Annotated in this window: 18 protein-coding genes and 1 pseudogene; 6 read left to right on the forward strand and 13 right to left on the reverse strand. The window is 64.7% G+C overall.

Annotated elements, in window-relative coordinates; genetic code table 11:
* The gene (locus D2V17_RS08865; RefSeq protein ID WP_039577857.1) at positions 1-4335 is read right to left on the reverse strand and encodes a strawberry notch-like NTP hydrolase domain-containing protein; all 4335 of its coding nucleotides are present in this window, start codon (positions 4333-4335) and stop codon (positions 1-3) included.
* A gap of 202 nt (positions 4336-4537) precedes the next feature.
* Here D2V17_RS08865 and D2V17_RS08870 point away from each other — a divergent pair, with 202 nt between their 5' ends.
* Both D2V17_RS08870 and D2V17_RS08875 read left to right on the forward strand, forming a co-directional pair.
* On the forward strand, positions 4538-4780 hold the full coding sequence (locus D2V17_RS08870) for a type II toxin-antitoxin system Phd/YefM family antitoxin (protein ID WP_039577855.1): 243 nt from the start codon (positions 4538-4540) through the stop codon (positions 4778-4780).
* Positions 4780-5202 carry a type II toxin-antitoxin system VapC family toxin gene (locus D2V17_RS08875; RefSeq protein ID WP_039577852.1) on the forward strand — a complete coding sequence of 141 codons (423 nt, stop codon included), beginning with the start codon at positions 4780-4782 and terminating at the stop codon, positions 5200-5202. The genes D2V17_RS08870 and D2V17_RS08875 overlap by 1 nt, the downstream gene beginning before the upstream one ends.
* Positions 5203-5276: 74 nt before the next feature.
* Here D2V17_RS08875 and D2V17_RS08880 read toward each other — a convergent pair whose 3' ends face one another.
* The 7 genes from D2V17_RS08880 to D2V17_RS08910 all read right to left on the reverse strand — a co-directional run bounded on the left by D2V17_RS08880 (position 5277) and on the right by D2V17_RS08910 (position 10938).
* Positions 5277-6083, reverse strand: a complete 807-nt coding sequence (locus D2V17_RS08880; RefSeq protein ID WP_039577850.1) for a DUF7007 domain-containing protein — start codon at positions 6081-6083, stop codon at positions 5277-5279.
* Positions 6080-6598 carry a hypothetical protein gene (locus tag D2V17_RS08885; protein WP_052208607.1) on the reverse strand — a complete coding sequence of 173 codons (519 nt, stop codon included), beginning with the start codon at positions 6596-6598 and terminating at the stop codon, positions 6080-6082. The genes D2V17_RS08880 and D2V17_RS08885 overlap by 4 nt, the downstream gene beginning before the upstream one ends.
* A 131-nt stretch (positions 6599-6729) precedes the next feature.
* Positions 6730-6924, reverse strand: a complete 195-nt coding sequence (locus D2V17_RS08890; RefSeq protein WP_039577847.1) for a hypothetical protein — start codon at positions 6922-6924, stop codon at positions 6730-6732.
* An 86-nt stretch (positions 6925-7010) separates the two neighbouring features.
* A complete protein-coding gene (locus D2V17_RS08895) occupies positions 7011-7766 on the reverse strand; it encodes a hypothetical protein (RefSeq protein ID WP_039577844.1) in 756 nt (251 codons plus the stop codon).
* Between the two features lie 68 nt (positions 7767-7834).
* A complete protein-coding gene (locus tag D2V17_RS08900) occupies positions 7835-8209 on the reverse strand; it encodes a DUF6915 family protein (protein ID WP_039577842.1) in 375 nt (124 codons plus the stop codon).
* Positions 8210-8219: 10 nt separating this feature from the next.
* Positions 8220-8690, reverse strand: coding sequence for a DUF6878 family protein (locus tag D2V17_RS08905; protein WP_039577839.1), 471 nt, complete (start codon positions 8688-8690; stop codon positions 8220-8222).
* A 115-nt stretch (positions 8691-8805) separates the two neighbouring features.
* Positions 8806-10938, reverse strand: a complete 2133-nt coding sequence (locus tag D2V17_RS08910; protein WP_039577836.1) for a ParB N-terminal domain-containing protein — start codon at positions 10936-10938, stop codon at positions 8806-8808.
* A 141-nt stretch (positions 10939-11079) separates the two neighbouring features.
* Between D2V17_RS08910 and D2V17_RS08915 the strand changes: the two genes are divergently transcribed.
* Positions 11080-11760 (forward strand): SOS response-associated peptidase family protein, encoded by a 681-nt coding sequence (locus D2V17_RS08915; RefSeq protein ID WP_081997450.1) that lies wholly within the window; start codon positions 11080-11082, stop codon positions 11758-11760.
* A 93-nt stretch (positions 11761-11853) separates the two neighbouring features.
* On the opposite strand, the gene D2V17_RS08920 is transcribed toward D2V17_RS08915, so the two are convergent.
* Genes D2V17_RS08920 through D2V17_RS08940 form a run of 5 tightly spaced genes read right to left on the reverse strand, consistent with a single transcriptional unit; the run spans position 11854 to position 15147 of the window.
* Positions 11854-12153 carry a hypothetical protein gene (locus tag D2V17_RS08920; RefSeq protein ID WP_039577833.1) on the reverse strand — a complete coding sequence of 100 codons (300 nt, stop codon included), beginning with the start codon at positions 12151-12153 and terminating at the stop codon, positions 11854-11856.
* Between the two features lie 56 nt (positions 12154-12209).
* Positions 12210-12593, reverse strand: coding sequence for a hypothetical protein (locus D2V17_RS08925; protein ID WP_039577830.1), 384 nt, complete (start codon positions 12591-12593; stop codon positions 12210-12212).
* Positions 12590-13831 carry a hypothetical protein gene (locus D2V17_RS08930; RefSeq protein ID WP_039577828.1) on the reverse strand — a complete coding sequence of 414 codons (1242 nt, stop codon included), beginning with the start codon at positions 13829-13831 and terminating at the stop codon, positions 12590-12592. The genes D2V17_RS08925 and D2V17_RS08930 overlap by 4 nt, the downstream gene beginning before the upstream one ends.
* Positions 13832-13834: 3 nt before the next feature.
* Complete coding sequence (locus tag D2V17_RS08935; protein ID WP_039577824.1) at positions 13835-14200, reverse strand: DUF2958 domain-containing protein; 366 nt, start codon at positions 14198-14200, stop codon at positions 13835-13837.
* Positions 14197-15147 carry an ArdC family protein gene (locus D2V17_RS08940; RefSeq protein ID WP_089217541.1) on the reverse strand — a complete coding sequence of 317 codons (951 nt, stop codon included), beginning with the start codon at positions 15145-15147 and terminating at the stop codon, positions 14197-14199. Before D2V17_RS08940 ends, D2V17_RS08935 begins: the two co-directional genes overlap by 4 nt.
* Positions 15148-15379: 232 nt before the next feature.
* Between D2V17_RS08940 and D2V17_RS08945 the strand changes: the two genes are divergently transcribed.
* From D2V17_RS08945 to D2V17_RS08955, 3 genes and pseudogenes are all read left to right on the forward strand, one after another.
* Positions 15380-16057 (forward strand): SOS response-associated peptidase, encoded by a 678-nt coding sequence (locus D2V17_RS08945; RefSeq protein WP_228383707.1) that lies wholly within the window; start codon positions 15380-15382, stop codon positions 16055-16057.
* Positions 16054-16368, forward strand: a complete 315-nt coding sequence (locus tag D2V17_RS21310; RefSeq protein WP_039577814.1) for a hypothetical protein — start codon at positions 16054-16056, stop codon at positions 16366-16368. Before D2V17_RS08945 ends, D2V17_RS21310 begins: the two co-directional genes overlap by 4 nt.
* 16 nt (positions 16369-16384) lie before the next feature.
* Positions 16385-16807, forward strand: a pseudogene (locus D2V17_RS08955) (transposase); the annotation flags it as partial.

A 16807-nucleotide genomic window follows, 5' to 3' on the forward strand; every position in this document is an offset into this window, starting at 1 on the left:
TCACGCCGCATGGCGCTCGCCGACCCGCTGAAGCGGATACCGTTCCAGCAGCCGGGCGAGCACGGTCGGGCCATCGCTTCCGGTCGGGACGAACAGCCGCAACTTCCAGGAGATGATCTCCGAGATCAGCCCCATCGCCTTCAGCCGGTCCCGCATCGTGTCGGTAAAACCGTCCAGTTCTATGCGGTTCACGCCCATCACGCGCGCTCGGCGAAGCTGAAGCCCTTCCGTCAGCTCGAGGATGGCCTGACCATCCATCAGCGCCGTGAACGCGGCGTCGGCTGCGAGCACCGGGCCATTGTCGTTCGCGGTGGCGGTCGCCGCCCAGGCAGGCGACACGCGGCGCCCGACGATCCGCTCGCCATCATCGGTCTGGAGCCGATAGACGCGGGTGGACTCCTGCGGCAGTCGCTTCCAGATCGGCAGCAGAAGCCCGGCGACGATGTGCATGGTGCTGGTCGCAAACTCCGGCACATCGGCAAGCTCCGCCTGCCACGCCCGCTCGAACTCGCCTCGGTTCGCCTCGCGCCACTGGGTTTCCGCCATGGCGGCAAGCGGCATCGGCGTCGATTCCATCGGCCGGACGAGCCGGATGCGCGCTTCCACGCTCCCGTCGTCCAATTGCAGCCCGCGCGTCGGAATCTGCACGGCGGCGCGGCCCGACTGCGCGTTGACCAGCAGCCTGGCGCGGCGATCGCGCAGATGGTCGAACGCTTCGTCCAGCGTCACCGGCCGGTTGCGGTCCTTGCGTTCGATGGTCAGCAATCGCGTCTCCGCTCTCGTGCCCGGATGGGTGTAGATGGTGGCGCGATCGACGATCCTGAAGCTCTCGGCCTGGAGCGTCTCCAGTCCCAGCTCATATGTGCCCGACGCGATTGCGCCCTCGATGCGGCCGCTCAGCAGATCCTCGAAGCGGGTGAACAGGATGTTCTGGAGGTCGATGGTGAGCGCCAGCATCCGGTTGAGGAAGGTGGTGATCGGGGGCAGTTCGTCCCGAAGACCGCCCTCATCACCGAGCGTCAGGCCGGTCGCGGCTTCGAACTCCGCGAGCGAGCAGCCCTCGACCTTGCCGCTGAAGATCAGGCCGTAGAGCTGGCGCAGCGCATCGCGCGCATACCAGGATTCCAGATTATCCTCGGGCCGGAACAGGCCCTGGCCGCCGGTCTGGCGCTGGCCGCGCGTGATGGCGCCGAGGGAATCGAGCCGCCGCGCGATGGTCGAGATGAACCGCTTCTGCGCCTTCACATTGGTCGTCACCGGGCGGAACAGCGGCGGCTGCTTCTGGTTCGTGCGGTTCGACCGGCCGAAACCCTGGATCGCATTGTCGGCCTTCCAGCCCGCTTCGAGCAGATAATGGACGCGCAGGCGCTGGTTCTTCGCGCCGAGATCGGCATGATAGCTGCGCCCGGTGCCACCCGCGTCACTGAAGATCAGGATGCGCTTGGCGTCGCTCTGGAAGGCGTCGGTCTCGGATATATTGGCGGAGCCCGGCCGGCTTTCGACGACGAAACGGTCGATCCCGTCCGATCCGCGCCGCTTGACGATGCGCCGCGAGCGGCCGGTCACCTCGGCGACCATGTCAGTGCCGAAGTGATGGAGCACCTGGTCGAGCGCGGCCGGGACCGGCGCCAGAGAGGCGAGCCGCTCGATCATCCGGTCGCGCCGTTCGATGGCCTCGCGCGATTCGACCGGATTGCCGTCCTTGTCGGTGACGGGCCGGGACGAGAGATTGCCCTCGCTGTCACTGAAGGGCTCGTAAAGCTGCACCGGGAAGCTGTGTTCGAGGTACGAGAGAACATATTCCCGAGGCGTTACGTCCACCCGGACGTCATCCCATTCCTCGGTCGGGATGTCAGCGAGACGGCGTTCCTGCAGGGCTTCGCCGGTCGAGACGATCTGGATGATGGCGGCATGGCCAGCTTCGAGGTCGCGCTCGATGCTGGCAATCATCGCCGGGGTCTGCATCGCGGTAATGAGGTGGTTGAAGAAGCGCTGTTTTGCTGACTCAAAGGCGCTCCGCGCGGCCGACTTCGCCTGGCTGTTGAGGTTGCTACCCGCCGCCCGCATCGCGGCGTCGAGATTGTTATGGATGATCTGGAATGCCCCGGCATAGGCGTCGTAGATCGCGATCTGGGCCGGTGTCAGCGCGTGCTCGAGCATCTCATACTCGACGCCGTCGAAGCTGAGCGACCGCGCCGAATAGAGGCCGAGCGCCTTTAGGTCGCGCGCCAGCACCTCCATTGCAGCGACCCCGCCATTCTCGACCGCGCCGATGAACTCGCCGCGCGTGGCGAACGGGAAATCCTCGCCGCCCCACAGCCCGAGCCGCTGGGCATAAGCGAGGTTCTGCACGGTGGTCGCGCCGGTCGCCGAGACATAGACGATGCGCGCATTCGGCAGCGCGTGCTGGAGCCGGAGACCCGCGCGGCCCTGCTGCGAGGGCGCCTGATCGCCGCGATCGCTCTTCCCCCCTGCGGCATTAGCCATCGCATGAGACTCGTCGAATATGATGACGCCATCGAAGTCGGCGCCGAGCCAGTCGACGATCTGCCTGACGCGGCTCACCTTCTCGCCGCGATCCTGCGAGCGCAGCGTCGCATAGGTGGTGAACAACACGCCTTCGTCGAGCGTGATCGGGGAGCCCTGGCGGAAGCGCGAGAGCGGCGTCACCAGCAGGCGTTCCTGGCTGAGCGCCTCCCAGTCGCGCATCGCATCCTGGTGGAGCGTCTCGGAGCGACTCACCCAGACCGCGCGGCGGCGGCCCTTCAGCCAGTTGTCGAGAATGATCCCCGCGACCTGGCGGCCCTTGCCCGCGCCAGTGCCGTCGCCGAGCATCCAGCCGCGCCGGAAACGCACGGCATTCCCCGCATCGTCCGGTGCGGCGGAAATGACGTCCCATGTCTTGTCGACCGTCCAGGCACCCGCGAGATGCTCGCAATGCGCTTCGCCGGCGAGAATGATGGATTCAAGCTGGGCGTCGGAGAGGATGCCATCGCGCACGAGATGGGACGGAAGCAACGGACGGTAGCTCGGGACGGGCGGCGGCACCGAGGCCATCGACGCCGACTGCACCAGCGGGGTCGGATGCGGCTGCGCGCCGGGAATGGTGATCGACTGGAGCGCATAGGGCTCATAGATCGCGTCGGTCAGCCGCCCGGCGTCGGGCACGGCTTGGCTGCTCGGCTCATATGCCAGCTCCACCGCTTCGATCGGCGCGGCAATGACAGCGGGCCGGGATTTGACGGTCGCGCGGGCTGGCCGGACGGTCATCGCGGGCATGGCGATCGGCGTGACCGGCGGCGGAGCATCGGGCGTAGGCGTGCGAGGCGGCACCTGGTCGAGCACCCAGCCAAGCAGGGTTACCGTATTGGGCGCAACGCCCGGCGCATCGGGAAAGCGGCGCGGATCTTCGGCGGGCACGCGATCGATCACGGTCAGGCGTGTGTCGATGGTGGTGCCGTGCTTGCGATAAACGCCGCCGTCGATCGCGGCCGTGAACAGCACGCGCCCGCGCTCCTGGAGCGCGACAAACGCATCGGTGAAGGCGGGATTGTCAGGCGCGCAGGAAGCGCCGGTAATGACCACGAGACGACCGCCGGGGCGGAGCCGATCGAGCGCCGATCCGATATGGCGCATCGCCGCATCCTTCATGCGCTTGTCTATATGGGCGATTGCCGAGAATGGTGGGTTCATCACCACCACATCGGGCGCCATCGCCGGATCGAGCCGGTCATGGATGGTCGCGGCGTCATGTGTCGTGACGCCGGCGCCGGGAAACAGCAGGTCGAGCAGTGCGGCGCGGGTTTCGGCCAGCTCGTTCAGCATCAGGCGCGCGCCTGCGATCTCGGCCTGGATCGCGAGCAGGCCGGTGCCCGCCGAGGGTTCGAGCATCCGCTCGCCCGGCTGGAAACCAGCGGCGACGCCGGCGACATAGGCGAGGCCGGCGGGTGTCGAGAATTGCTGGAGCGCCTGGGAGGTTTCTGACCGGCGCGTATGGGTCGGCATCAGCCCCGCGATCTTCTCGATCAGCGCGAGCCGGGCCTGCGGATCGGCGTGTTTGCGGAAGATCGTATTGGCGTATTTACGCAGAAACAGGATCTGCGAGGTCTCGCAGGCGTCATAGGCCGATTTCCAGTCCCACATCCCTTCGGCGTCGGACCCGCCGAACGCTGTTTCCATCGCGCCGCGCAGCGCGGGCGCATCGACGGGACGGCCGCTTTCGAGGTGGGGAAGGATGAGCTGCGCGGCGGCAAGCAGCTTCTCGGCGGTGTCGGCGAAATGTCGCGCGGCGCCAGTCGGCACGGCGGCGAGCGCCGTGGAGCGATTGAAGGTCATGGGGGAATCTCCGGGAGAGGTCAGGGTCGAAGCCGGCGGACCCTCTCTCTCAAACCGCCAGGCTCACCCCGTCCCGGCCTTCCTCTTCCTCTCCGATGGCCCGGTGTGGATGCTTGCCGCATCCACCAGCCCCCAGACTGCGGCGTTGCCGTTCTCGCCGAAAAAACCTATAAGTGACCAACTACATGGTCAGGAGCGAGTCATGGATGGAATCAATCTGGCGGACGCCAAAGCCCATTTGAGCGAACTGGTCGATCGCGCTGCTGCTGGCGACACGATCGATATCCTGCGCCGTGGGAAGCCTGTGGCCCGCCTTGAGGCCGCCAAACGGCCGCGCAAGGCGATCGATGCCACCCGGCTGCGCCAACTGACCGATTCCCTGCCGGTCCAAAGCGAAAGCGCCGACAGGTTCACGCGCGCCATGCGCGATGGTGATCGTTACTGATGCTGTATCTCGATACGTCTTTGCTGATCGCGGCGCTGACGAACGAGGCCCGCACGGCGGAGATTCAGGAATGGCTGGCCGGGCAAGACCCGGAGGAACTGATCATCAGCGATTGGGTCGTGACGGAGATGTCGTCCGCCTTGTCGATCAAGGTGCGGACAGGCCAGCTCGATGCGGCTCAACGCGCCGAGGTGCTGAGCCAGTTTCAACGGCTTTGCAGCGAAAGCCTGACGATCGTGCCGGTGGCTTCCGCCAATTTCCGGACCGCAGCTTTGTTCTCCGATCAGTTTTCGCTGAATCTGCGTGCCGGTGACGCGCTGCATCTGGCGATCGCGGCGGAGCGAGGTGCAAGGCTTTGCACGCTGGATCGCCGTTTGGCCGAAGGAGGGACCGCGCTCGGCGCGGTGACGTCGCTTCTGTAGGAACCTGCCATATGGTCCAACTCTGGACGGCAGACAAAAAAATGGGCGACCCCATGACGGGCCGCCCAGATAAATCAGACTTCCAGGTGCCGGGCCTCGTCGATTACGAACCCGAAGCGTCCGGCGACATACTCGTCGGATGGAACCAGGAAGCGCCGTTCATGACCCCGATTGCGTCGCCCGCCGAGCCGGGCGACGCAATCCGTCATGCCAGGTTTTTCCCTGGAACGGATCGCCGATACGACCACCCAATCGTGCCGGTGCTTCTCGCCAAAGAGCCGCCGATCATTCTCGACGGATTCACCGGGCGCCAGGAAACGGTCGTGGATCGCCTCCCAACAATTTGGGTAATAGTCGCGCAGGGTCTTCTCAGCGTGACGCCGTTCATAGGCCGTGAAGAGATCGGGAAAGCCAGTCGCGACCTTCGCCCATTCTGCATCTTCCTCGTACCAGCCCCCGGCAACCCGCAAGGCCGCGGGCATTCTCGCGTTGCGCGCGCGATCGAGCTTGAAGCCGCCATGGCTCGCCGTGGAATGGAAGACCACCCCATCGGCATAGATCTCACTCGATTGAGATTGGCCCCACGGCGTCGACAGCTTGCCATCGCCACGCTTGCGTTCGAACCGCAGCAATTCCTCCCGGTGCTGGACCAGTTCGGCGATATGGTCATGAAACCCTACTGCATCCGCGACAACGGCGATTGCGCCATAGAAATCATCGCGCCGCCATTGGCTCATAGGCTTGCTGAGCCGCCAGGCGTTCGCAATCCGGAGTCCGCGGGGGCCGGGAATGGCGGCATAGGCGGTGTCGTCGACAAGCGCGGCGAGATCGCCGTCGGCGGTGCATCCATAGGTGGCCGGGACCGAAGGCGCCGGGCTCATGCCGCCCTCCTGATGGTCGAGACGACGGGTTCGTCCTCGACAAGCTGAAGGACGAGATTGGAATAGCGGTTCCGGGACGCCCAGCTTTCGGCGTCCGCCATATTGGCGGCAAGATGCCGTAGCTCGTCCTTGCCGTTCCAACGGGTGAGAACCCGCACCATGCCCGGCTGCGGCAATTCGACGACTTCGAAGCGAAGGTCCGTCGTGACCATATAGTGACGACGCACGACAAGGACCGGCGTGATTCCGGACATGAAGGTGCCCTCATGGAGCACGAAGCTTGCCGAGCAGGTCCTGTCGCCAATAGCCGCCGACGGTGATTTCTCCACGAGACGCCCGGTGCTGTTGCGCGTCTGCCAGTCCCGCAGCTTGCGCGTGTGGCGGGCCGGCGGCTGCGGGGCACCATCGAAGTAGCGCAGGACGGCCCCGAGTGGCGCCATGGCGTGAACCGCGTCGCCATCGAGAATGATGGTCGTCGCGCCCGCGACAGAGGCGTTGCCAGTTCTTTCGGTCATGTGAGGTCTCCGGGAGAGCAGCGAGGGAGCGAGCCGCCGACCGCTCTCTCTCAAGCCGGCCGGCTCACCCGCTTCCCCGCCACCCTCTCACTCTGGCCGCCGGCCCGGAGACGGAGCCGACGGCAGACCGATCACTCCCGCAGCGACCCGGCGGCTATATCAGCCAGCCATTCCACGGCTTCTTCCACGTCTGCGTCATCCTTTTCGGCAAGACGCGCAAGCGCGACGGCGCCGTTACGGCCCAATTGGCCGAGGCGCTGAAGAGTAGCGAGCAACAAGGGCGCAAGCGCCTCCGGACTGGCGTTTTCGATGTCGGAAATCTTCACGGGTCAATCTCCATTCTATGAGGGGAAACCCGAGCGCAGAGCGCCCAGGCGATGTTCGCCGGCAGCAACCCGCCGGACTGCACCGTTCAGCGGGCAGCGAGGTTGCGCTTGGCGGCGAGCGAGATCGCTCGCGTTGCGGCCTTGGAGGCGGCTTCTCCCTCTTCATGGGAGAGATCGCTGGCCGCCTTCACATCGAGGGATGCCTGACGGATATCGGCATTGCTCACATCGGCGATCTGGAGACCATCCGGCGCTTCCGTCTCGAAGACCACTTCCACGGTCGCGCGGACATGCTCCTCGCAGAGGCGGAGCAGGACATGCGAGCCGAGACCCGGCTCAACGCCGAGCGGCCCATATTCTGCGATGCCAAGCATTTCATCGAGCATGGACTCGGTACTGCGCGCCATGATGTCGTCGGCCGTGATCAGCACGGCCATGCCGCCGAAACCGTCTGGCCGCATTTTCGTGCAGGTCCAGGCCGAAACGATCGATACATAGGGGAGCGCGGGCGTCCGTCGGACGATGCTCTGGAAAAACACCTCCCAACCGGACACGGAGAGGTCGAGTTGAAGATAGGCGTCGTCTTCGCCGAGTTCGGCAAGCTCCGCGCGGACCGCGTTGGCCGCCGCGCTTTCAACGTCTCCGGACAAGGCGAGCGCGGCGCGGACCTCGTCGACGGGATAGGCGGGCATGTCATTGGCGCCCTGTTCGGCGTAGAAATAGAGGCCGCCTCCATCAACTTCACTGCTGAAGATGCCAGAGAGGATCAATCGTTCGAGCGGCGTCATCGCGCTCAGCGGAATGGTGGGCTGAACCACCGTGGAACAGAAATAATCAGCCATATCGGGTCTCCAAGAACGCGAAAGCCCGGCGCGCGGCCGGGCTCTCGATAAAGGTGATGGGGTACAAATCAGGACGCTGGCGGACTTTCGATCGCGAAAGGGTCCACCAGCTTGTGGATCGGCTGCGCGCGGCCCATCCAGGGTTGCGGCCGGATGCAGCGAACCCAGTCCGCGAAGCTCGGAATGAAGCCGAGGTCTTCGAGGATATGTTGTTCGCCGATCAACCGGACGGGAACGACCCGCCCGCTTGAGACCGTGATGGTCGCGCCGAAAAAGCGTTCGAGCATGAAAATGCCCTCGGCATGGTGGCGCAGTGCACGATGGCGGAAGTCAGCGGTGATCGCCTTGGACTCGTCGAACCACTGGTGCAGCGGCAGATAATCCTCGGCCGAGCCGCCCCATTTCCGCACGGACGAGAGCGCGTGATGATAGCAATGGCCCATCGTCGCCTCCCTACAGCTCGTAATAATGGTTTTCAGACCGTTCGATCCGATAATTGAAATCGAAACGGACAGTCCCGGCGGCGACGTCAAAGGTGAACTCGCCATAGCCGCCTTCATTGTTCTCCCAGCCGCCGTGCTTGCTTTCGAGGAGGTCGTAACACATGGCCTCGATCGCATCCGGGAGCGGGACCGTTACATGGCGGACCTCCTCGTCGTGAAATTCACAGCGGGCGATCTCGACAGATGTGTCGGGCAGGTCGGCACTGCTTTCACCAGAACGCGCGTCAATCTCCTCGATCTGGCCGCTGTCCCCACTGCCATCGAACCGCACGGTGACAAGGGTGATGCCAGATCCTGCCAGAACAGACAGGACAGCAGCCTTATTGGCGGGAAAAATCTCGCTCGCTCGTTTCTCATATTCCGCCTGGTGCGCCAGGAAGGCGGTCATGTCGAACGTGGGAACAAAAGGCGTATTGCTCATTGTCTATCTCCGAAAATGAAAAAAGCCCGGCGCGTGGCCGGGCTGAGAATGGGATTGAGGTGAGACGTCGGTGCGGGACGGGGCAGCGACTGGTCGACCCGTCCCGCACCAGCATTCAGGCGGCGATAGCGTATTCGTCGTCGCCCTCCTGGTCGGCGTAGCTGTCATCCTCATCGAGGAACGCCGGCAGCGCGTCAGCCTCATCCGTCAGCGGCAGCGGTTCCTCGATCACAGGCGTCCGAAGCGGTTCGGGCAGCCAATTCGCATCGGCGAGCAAGCGTTCGGCCTCGCGCGCCATGTCGCCCTTCTTCAGATGGTCGATCAGCCCGGCGGTCTGCGGCCCCGTCGCCTCGGCGACCGCCTCAAGGATGCGCGGCTTCGCGACCCGGTTGAGGTAGTTGTCGAAGGTCGGGCGCCAGCCTGCGCCGATCATGTCGAGACCCACGGCGCGGGCCAGTACATTGGCATGGTCGATGCGGCGCGCGACGCCGTGCGCCGAGACACGGCCACCGCCATGCTTGGGAACCGGCTCCCACTGCGCGTTCACACAATAGGCTGCGCAATGGGCGAACAGACTGGCCTGTTCGCCGCCGTCGAGCTGCTGGAGCGCATCCCACACATCCTTGTCGGATTGGGGGAGACGCTCCTTCCAGCGGGTGTGCCGTTCCTGGATGGATGCCGCCGATGGACTGTTACGCAGGTCCGCGCCCTGGAACGGCATGGAGACGCGGTGGACAGCCAGCTCCATGCAGCTTTCGGTGCGGCCCATGTAGAAGACCGACAGCACCATGGCGTGCAGCACGGCGGCGAACGCGACCGAAGGCGACTGCGCGAAGGCATCCTGAAGCGCCAGCGTGCGGGCGGCGGTCAGCTCGGCGACGAGACGGTCCGGGAGCGGCTTGATGACCTCACCGTCATCATCGTCATCGTTCGGAGCGGGCCTGGACGGGGCCCTGCTGGACTCGCGATCGGCCGTTTCGCCGCCGATCTCATCGGACGCATCATCCGATCCGGCATGGGACGCTTCATCGCCACCTTCGCCGGCATCGTCAGCCTCCAGCTCATCCTCGGCGCGGACATAGCCACGGTCGATATAGAGCGTGCCGTCTTCCTCCAGACCAATGAACACGCCGGCATTGGCGATCTCGGCAGGATCGAACACCCGGTTGCTCTGGGCGAGAACGCCAAGCTCGGCGTCGATGGCGGAGATACGCAGTTCCACGTCCTCCGGAACATCGGGCTTGCCGTCCCACTCGGCCTCAAGCGCATCGGCCTCGGCCCGCAGGGCGACGATCCGCGCTTCCTGCACCTCGGTCAGCGGCTGCACCTGGCTGGCGATGGCGCGGCAGTCCTCGTCATAGCCATAGGGAAGATCGACCAGCGTCTCGACCCACTTCCAGCCTTCGGCCATGACAGCGTCGCCTTCCGCGCGCAGCTTCTCATCGACCAAACGATCGAGCAGCGCGGGATCGGAGAGCCAGCCGCCATCGTCGGGTTCGAACAGGTCGCGGATCGGACCGGCGCCGCCCGCAGCGATATAGGCGTCCAGCCCGATGAAGCGGACGCGCTTCTCCGTCACCTCGACCTTGTCCTCCAGCAGCCTGGACTTGATGAACCAGGGCGACTTGTTGCTGCTGTGCGCGAGTTGCCCCCACAAATCCTCCTGGCGCTGGTGATCGTCGCTGACCGTGAACGCCATGAGCTGGTCGAGGGTCATGTCGCCTTCGGCATAGCATTCATGCAGCGTGGGCGAGACCGATGCGAGCTTGAGGCGCTGGCGCACGACGGCGGGGGTGACGCGGAAATGGGCGGCGATCGCTTCCTCCTGCTCGCCCTTGTCGAACAGGGTCTTCATCGCCCGGAACTCGTCGAGCGGGTGGAGCGGTTCGCGTTCGCTGTTTTCGGCGAGCGAATCCTCTTCAGCCAGGACCGGATCATTCGCGGCCTTGACCACGCACGGAACCGGGGCGTCCTTGGCGAGCCGCTTGCGCTTCACGAGGATCGCCAGCGCGCTGTAGCGGCGGCCGCCGGCGGGGATTTCGAACATGCCGGTGTCTTCACCAGCCTCGTCGAGCACAGGGCGGACATTGAGGCCGGTCAGCAGGCCGCGGCGTTCGATATCATTGGCCAGATGCTCGATGGTCACGCCATGCTTCACGCGGCGGACGTTCGATTGCGACAGGACCAGCCTGTCGAACGGAATGTTCCGGGACTGGTTGAGGGTGATCTTCGATGGGGCTTTCGCCATGACACGTCTCCATGACGGGCGGCCGGAAGACTCTCTCCCAGCCTCCAACCCGTCACGAAAACCAGAGCCTCCCTCTCACTCTATGGATCAGGCGATGTGTGGGAGGAGCGCTTGGTCCTTCGCCGAGGTCATGAGGACTTCATGATCTCCTGCGATCCGTATCGACGGATTTACGGAGCCACGAGGCGTGGGGACGCAGAGGATTTGACGACGCTCTATCGCTGCCGGACCGCGCTGAGCGAAGTGCGAGACCATTTCGATGCCCGCGTTCCGGCTCGGGCCGCCTGGTCGGCCGAAGTCTGGCCAGAGCGCACCGGCCTGGTGGTGTATCGGAAAAACAGGGAGCGTTTCGCAGAGCCAATGCGATGGGGCATACCGCGGACAATTCTCGATGGGGTGCGCAACCGACGCGCCGTTTCGACGGCGATGTGGTTCAATCGCAGGAAAGTCGAGGAAACGGCGAGATTTCAGAACCCGTGGCGCTGCCTGATCGTCATGGACTCGTTCGCCTATCCGGCGGGCCAGTCGGGCGCACGCAAGCGCATGTGGTTCGGTGTCGAGGACAGGCCGATTTTCGCCTGGGCCGGCGTGTGGGCCGAGGTGGACGACGAAAAGCGCTTCTGCGGCCTGCTCGCGGAAGCAAACGACGTCGTACAGGGACGTTCCATGCCCGTCATCCTTGACCGCGATGACTATAATCTGTGGCTTGGAGGCCGGTTCGACAGGGCATCGCCGCTCGCCAACCGGCCCTATTCGGAAACACGAATGTATGAGGAAACGCTGGGAGAGCCGTGGAAGGGCAGCGGCAGCGAAGGACCGTGATGTCATCGGCGAACAAAGGCGTTCGTGTCACCTGACCGGCCTTGCGGGATCGGACGGCGGCGATGAACTTTTCGCGCATCTCGGCGGCGGATTTCACGCGTCGAGGTTGGTCAGCCGCACCACATAGTGATTGCCGTTGTGGCGATCGGAACCGAGATGCGTGCGACACGCAGCGACGATCCGGTCCCAGATCGCATCGGGCATGTCGGAATCGCTGCCCTCACCACTAAGGCCGGGATCGACCAGCACGACAACGTCGGAATATTCGTCAACCTCGCCGCCGGTGTGCCAGGTGAACTTGGGCCGGCGGTTGGCGAGCCAGGCCCGAAAGGCGGGGTCGGCAAAAAACTCGGGGGCATTGATGACCATGCCCCGGCAAAGCGTGATGTCCATGTCGAACTCCTGTCGATGGGGATATCGGGAAAGGGCGACGCCAGCGCGGCGCGGCCTCAGCGATAGTCTTCGGGTAGGTCTTCCTCGGCCCCCTGCCAGACCACCTCGTCGCCCTCGTAAATGCGGACGAAGCCGCCGCGCCTGGGTATCTCTACGGGCGGCAACGGCTTCGCCGCGAAGTTGAGGCAGGAAAACTCCGCGACCGTGGACGAGAAGGCGAGCGGCTTGCCCGGCGCCGTGAGCACCCGGTCGCAGGCGCCGCTCGGCCGCTTCACGCGGCGGCGCGAGAGGCCGAGCCTGAAATATTCATAGTCACGCTCCTCCCGCTCCGAAGGCGGCGACCAGTGGCGGCACCAGCGGCACGTCCGAATGGTCGCAGGGGGATCGTCGTCGAGCGGCGGCCCGTTATTATGTCCCGCGCCGGGCGGCCGCCCGTTCACGGCCAGCTCTCCTCGAGCCAGCCCCGGATCTGCTGGCGCATGATGCCGATCGGGCCATTGATCTCGGTGATACGGGCGTCCGGAGCGATGCAGCGCAGATCGCGGAAGCCGTCGAGGAAGGCCCGCATCACCGCGATGTAGAGATGCCCGCCCGCGAGCGCGACGTCGGTGAATGGCCGCGTGCCGTGGTTGGAAAGCGAGGCGATCTGACAACCGGGCGAGTCGCCATAGGTATCGGGCATGCGCGCCGATGGCGGACGCGGCCAGCGCCGATTCATTCCGCCCGCGATCATGCGCTGGGCGAGATCGGGGGTCAGCCGGGCGTCATAATCCTCGATAGGCGAGCGGGAATCGAGAAAGCCGTAGCGGGCCGAGAGCACCGCGACCTTGACCCGCATCCGGTCGGGATTGACCGCGCGCACGGTCTGCCACAGCGGGCCATCGTAGCGGTCGATCGCATCGATCCAGCCTGTGTCCCGGCGCTTGGTCGCCGAGCAGGACAGGATCAGCAGCCGGTGGGGTGCGCGCCAACCGCGACCCTCGGTCGGGGCGATCCCGCGCTCGACCAGGCGCACCGTGACCGCAGTTTCCTCAGCGACCCGAGCAAGCCGCTCGATCAGCGCGAGATCGTCGCTGGAGCAGACCCCGCGCACATCGAAGGTGATACCTGGCTTCCCACCCGGATCGACAATCCGGTCGACGAACAGGATGCCCTTGCCGAGATTGCCGCAAAAGAGCAGCGTGTCGGCGTCGCTGGGCACGCCGCCCGCATTGACCTTGCGGCGTCCGATCTGGCGGAACGCTTCCTCGAAGGTGTTGGGGGTTATCGTGGCCCGGGGCTGGACACGGGCATGGAAACGCCAGCCCGGCCGGGTGATGTCGAGCTTGCCCACCTCGATCTGGTGCAGGAAGTCCGCGAAACTATAGGGATCGGCCGGATAGGGACATTCCCGCCAGAGCGCACGGATCGTGCGGCGGCGTTCGTCCGGAATGGCGAACAGGCGAGCGCGCGCCTTGCGCCATACGGCGGCGCGCTCATCCCGGCGGTCCTGCTGCTGGCGCGGCCACCATTCGGCGCGGCGGGCCATTTCCTCATCGACGCTGTGTTGCCCAGCCGCGACCATGTCGGCGAACAGCGGCAGCGCCTCGCGCTCGCGGCGCTGTTTGGTGAGAAACGCCGCGCGTTTGCGCGACGTTTCTTCATAGGCGGTTGGCTTGGGCCATTTGCGAAAGCGCATCGCTCAGCCCTCCCGCTCTAGCCGAGCGATGATGCGCTCAGCCGCCCGGATGCCGCGGGCTATGTCGGCGATATCGATCCACACCGAGATCGGCGCCGTCGTCTCGAACAGGATGTCGCGCTCGACGCCAAGCTGGAGCCCGACGTCGAGACCTTGCAATTCGGAAAGGCTGAAGGTGCCATAGTCGACGCAATCCATGTCGAGATCGGCGATGCCGTGCAGGGTATCGCCATCGGGTTCGAGCAAGGTCGCAAGCCACACGCCCGCGCCCACGGGGTTGAAGAATTTCGCGACCGGCAGATGGTCAGCGCTTGGGTCGGCCGCATTGGCGATGAGCTGCGCGCGCAGCTCCGGGGTCAGGAGGATTATGCCGCCCTCCGTTCGATCAGAGCGCCGCGGGCCTCCGCTCCTGCGGCATCGCGGAAGGCGAGCAGATAGTCGGCCGCCCTCGACGCAGCGCTGGCGGCGCGAACGATCGCGCGATCATCCGCCCGCATGATGTCGAGCCAAGCGCCGATATAGTCGGAATGGCGGACAGTGGGTTCGATGCCGAGGGCAGCGCAGACGAAGGCGCCAGCCATCTCCGCGACCAGTTCCTCGCGTCCATATGTCTCCGAACCGAAGCGGCCGCTCTGATCCCGGTCGAGGCGACCCCGGCTGCCCGTCCAGTGACCGAGTTCGTGAAAAGCCGTTCGATTCCAATTGATTGGATCGAAGTAGCGCGAGGGAGGTGGGACGCAGACCCGGTCGTTCGCCACGTCATAATAAGCCTGATCTCCGCCAATACGGAAATCCGCACCCGTCGCTGTGATCAGAGCTTCCGCTTCGGGAAGGATCTGATCGGGATCGGGTCGCGGGATCTCGGCGGTATAGGCGTCAGGCAGGCCTTCGCACTGGTCCAGGTTGAACACCGTGAAGCGTTTCAGGAACGGTATCGTGCCTGGAGTGCGGCCTTCCTCGGCAGCCTGGCGCCGTTCGTTGCCGGGGGTGAAGCGATGGGCGTAAACGACGGTGGTGCCGGTCGCGCCCTTGCAGACATTGCCACCGAGTTCGAGCGCCTGGCGGAAGGTCAGGAAAGCGTTGCTCGAAAAGCCCCGCGAGACCACCGCGTGCCACAGAATGAGAATATTGATCCCGGAATAGCAGCGGTTGCTCGACGCGTTGTGCGGCATCTGGAGCGGGGCCTTGGCCGATGCCCAAGGCTGGACCCAGGGAACGCGACCGGCTTCCAGCTCGGCAATGATCTTCTCGGTGATGTCCTGATAGAGGGTGGGCCGGTCATGACCTGCCGGCCGGGATTTGAACTTGCGTGCCATCGCATGTCTCCGCGACGGGTCGGTCCCGAGCCTCTCTCGCGACGCTCAACCCGTCACGAAAACCCGGCTTTCCTCTCACTCTTGCGGGGGCGTTGCGGGGGCGGCTGGCCCCCGCTCGAAGGGGTAGCGCAAGACCGCCTGTCGGGCTTGCGGTCAGGGGAAGCCTTTCCCCGCAATCCTTCCCGGCCAAACCACGCCAGGAGTATCGATTGCCCTGTACGGAAACGGCGGCATGATGCCGGAGATGTGCAACCTCTATTCTCTGGTCAAAGGTCAGGCGGCGATTCGCGAACTCGCCGAGGTCATGGCCGACCACACGGGCAACCTGCCGGAGATGGCCGGGATCTATCCTGATTACCCGGCGCCCATTGTCCGCAACCAGGAAGGTGGCCGGGAAATGGCAATGGCGCGTTGGGGTATGCCATCTCCGGCCTTCGCGCTCGAAGGCAAATCGGTCGACAAGGGCGTGACGAACATCCGTAACACGAAGAGTCCGCACTGGCGCCGCTGGCTCGGACCCCAATCACGCTGTCTGGTGCCGTTCACCTCTTTCAGCGAGCCGGACCAGTCACCCGGCGGCGACCGCAAGCCAGTCTGGTTCGCGCTGAACGAGGATCGGCCGCTCGCATTCTTCGCGGGGATCTGGACCCATTGGACCTGTGTACGAAAAAAGGCCGAAGGCGAGATAAGCTGCGACCTGTTCGGTTTTCTGACGACAGAGGCGAATGCCGAAGTGGGGCGCTATCACCCCAAGGCCATGCCGGTGATCCTGACCGAAAAGGACGAGTGGGATAGCTGGCTCAATGCGCCCTGGGATGAAGTTGCTGCGCTCCAGCGCCCCTTGCCCGATCACGCGCTGACTATCACAGGGAAGGGCGACAAGTCAGACGGAGGCGGTGAGCTTCTATGAGCAAGCGATCCAAGCGCGACACCCAAGGCGCAAGATCGAAATTCCCGCGTCCCGATAAGCTGGCGACGCTCCACATCGACACCGATAACGAGCGGTTCGTTTTCACCACCAAGGACATGATCCAGAACCAACTGAGGCGTGACGGCCCCAAGATCCGGCGGTCGTTCGATCTGGCGGCCAAGGATGATATCGCGGCGTGCAGCGCGGTGTTTGGACTGGCAGCCGGGCTGTGCTTTCGGCACTGTCTCCCGTCAGCACCTATGGCACAGATTAGAGGTTGTGATTTAAGGAGGATTTGGGCTTCGTCGTAGTGACGAAGGAACGAAGATGAAGCCCAAATCCTCAAGGTCCAAATTGCCTGCCGAGCAGGTCGTAAAGGATATCCGCCGCAAGACTCGGCGGCACTTCTCTGCCGAGGACAAGATCAGGATCGTCCTTGATGGCCTGCGCGGCGATGACTCCATTGCCGAGCTGTGCCGCCGCGAAGGGATTGCGCAGAGCCTGTATTACACCTGGTCCAAGGAGTTCATGGAAGCCGGCAAGCGCCGTCTGGCTGGTGACACTGCGCGTGCTGCGACCACGGACGAGGTGAAGGGTCTGCGCCGTGAAGCGCGCGATCTGAAGGAGTGCGTGGCCGATCTCACTTTGGAGAACCGGCTGCTCAAAAAAAGCATGATCGCGGATGGGGGAGACGAAGAATGAGATATCCCGCATCCGAGAAGCTCGAGATCATCCGGATCGTCGAGCAGT

Source organism: Aurantiacibacter xanthus (assembly GCF_003584015.1).
Classification (GTDB): domain Bacteria; phylum Pseudomonadota; class Alphaproteobacteria; order Sphingomonadales; family Sphingomonadaceae; genus Alteraurantiacibacter; species Alteraurantiacibacter xanthus.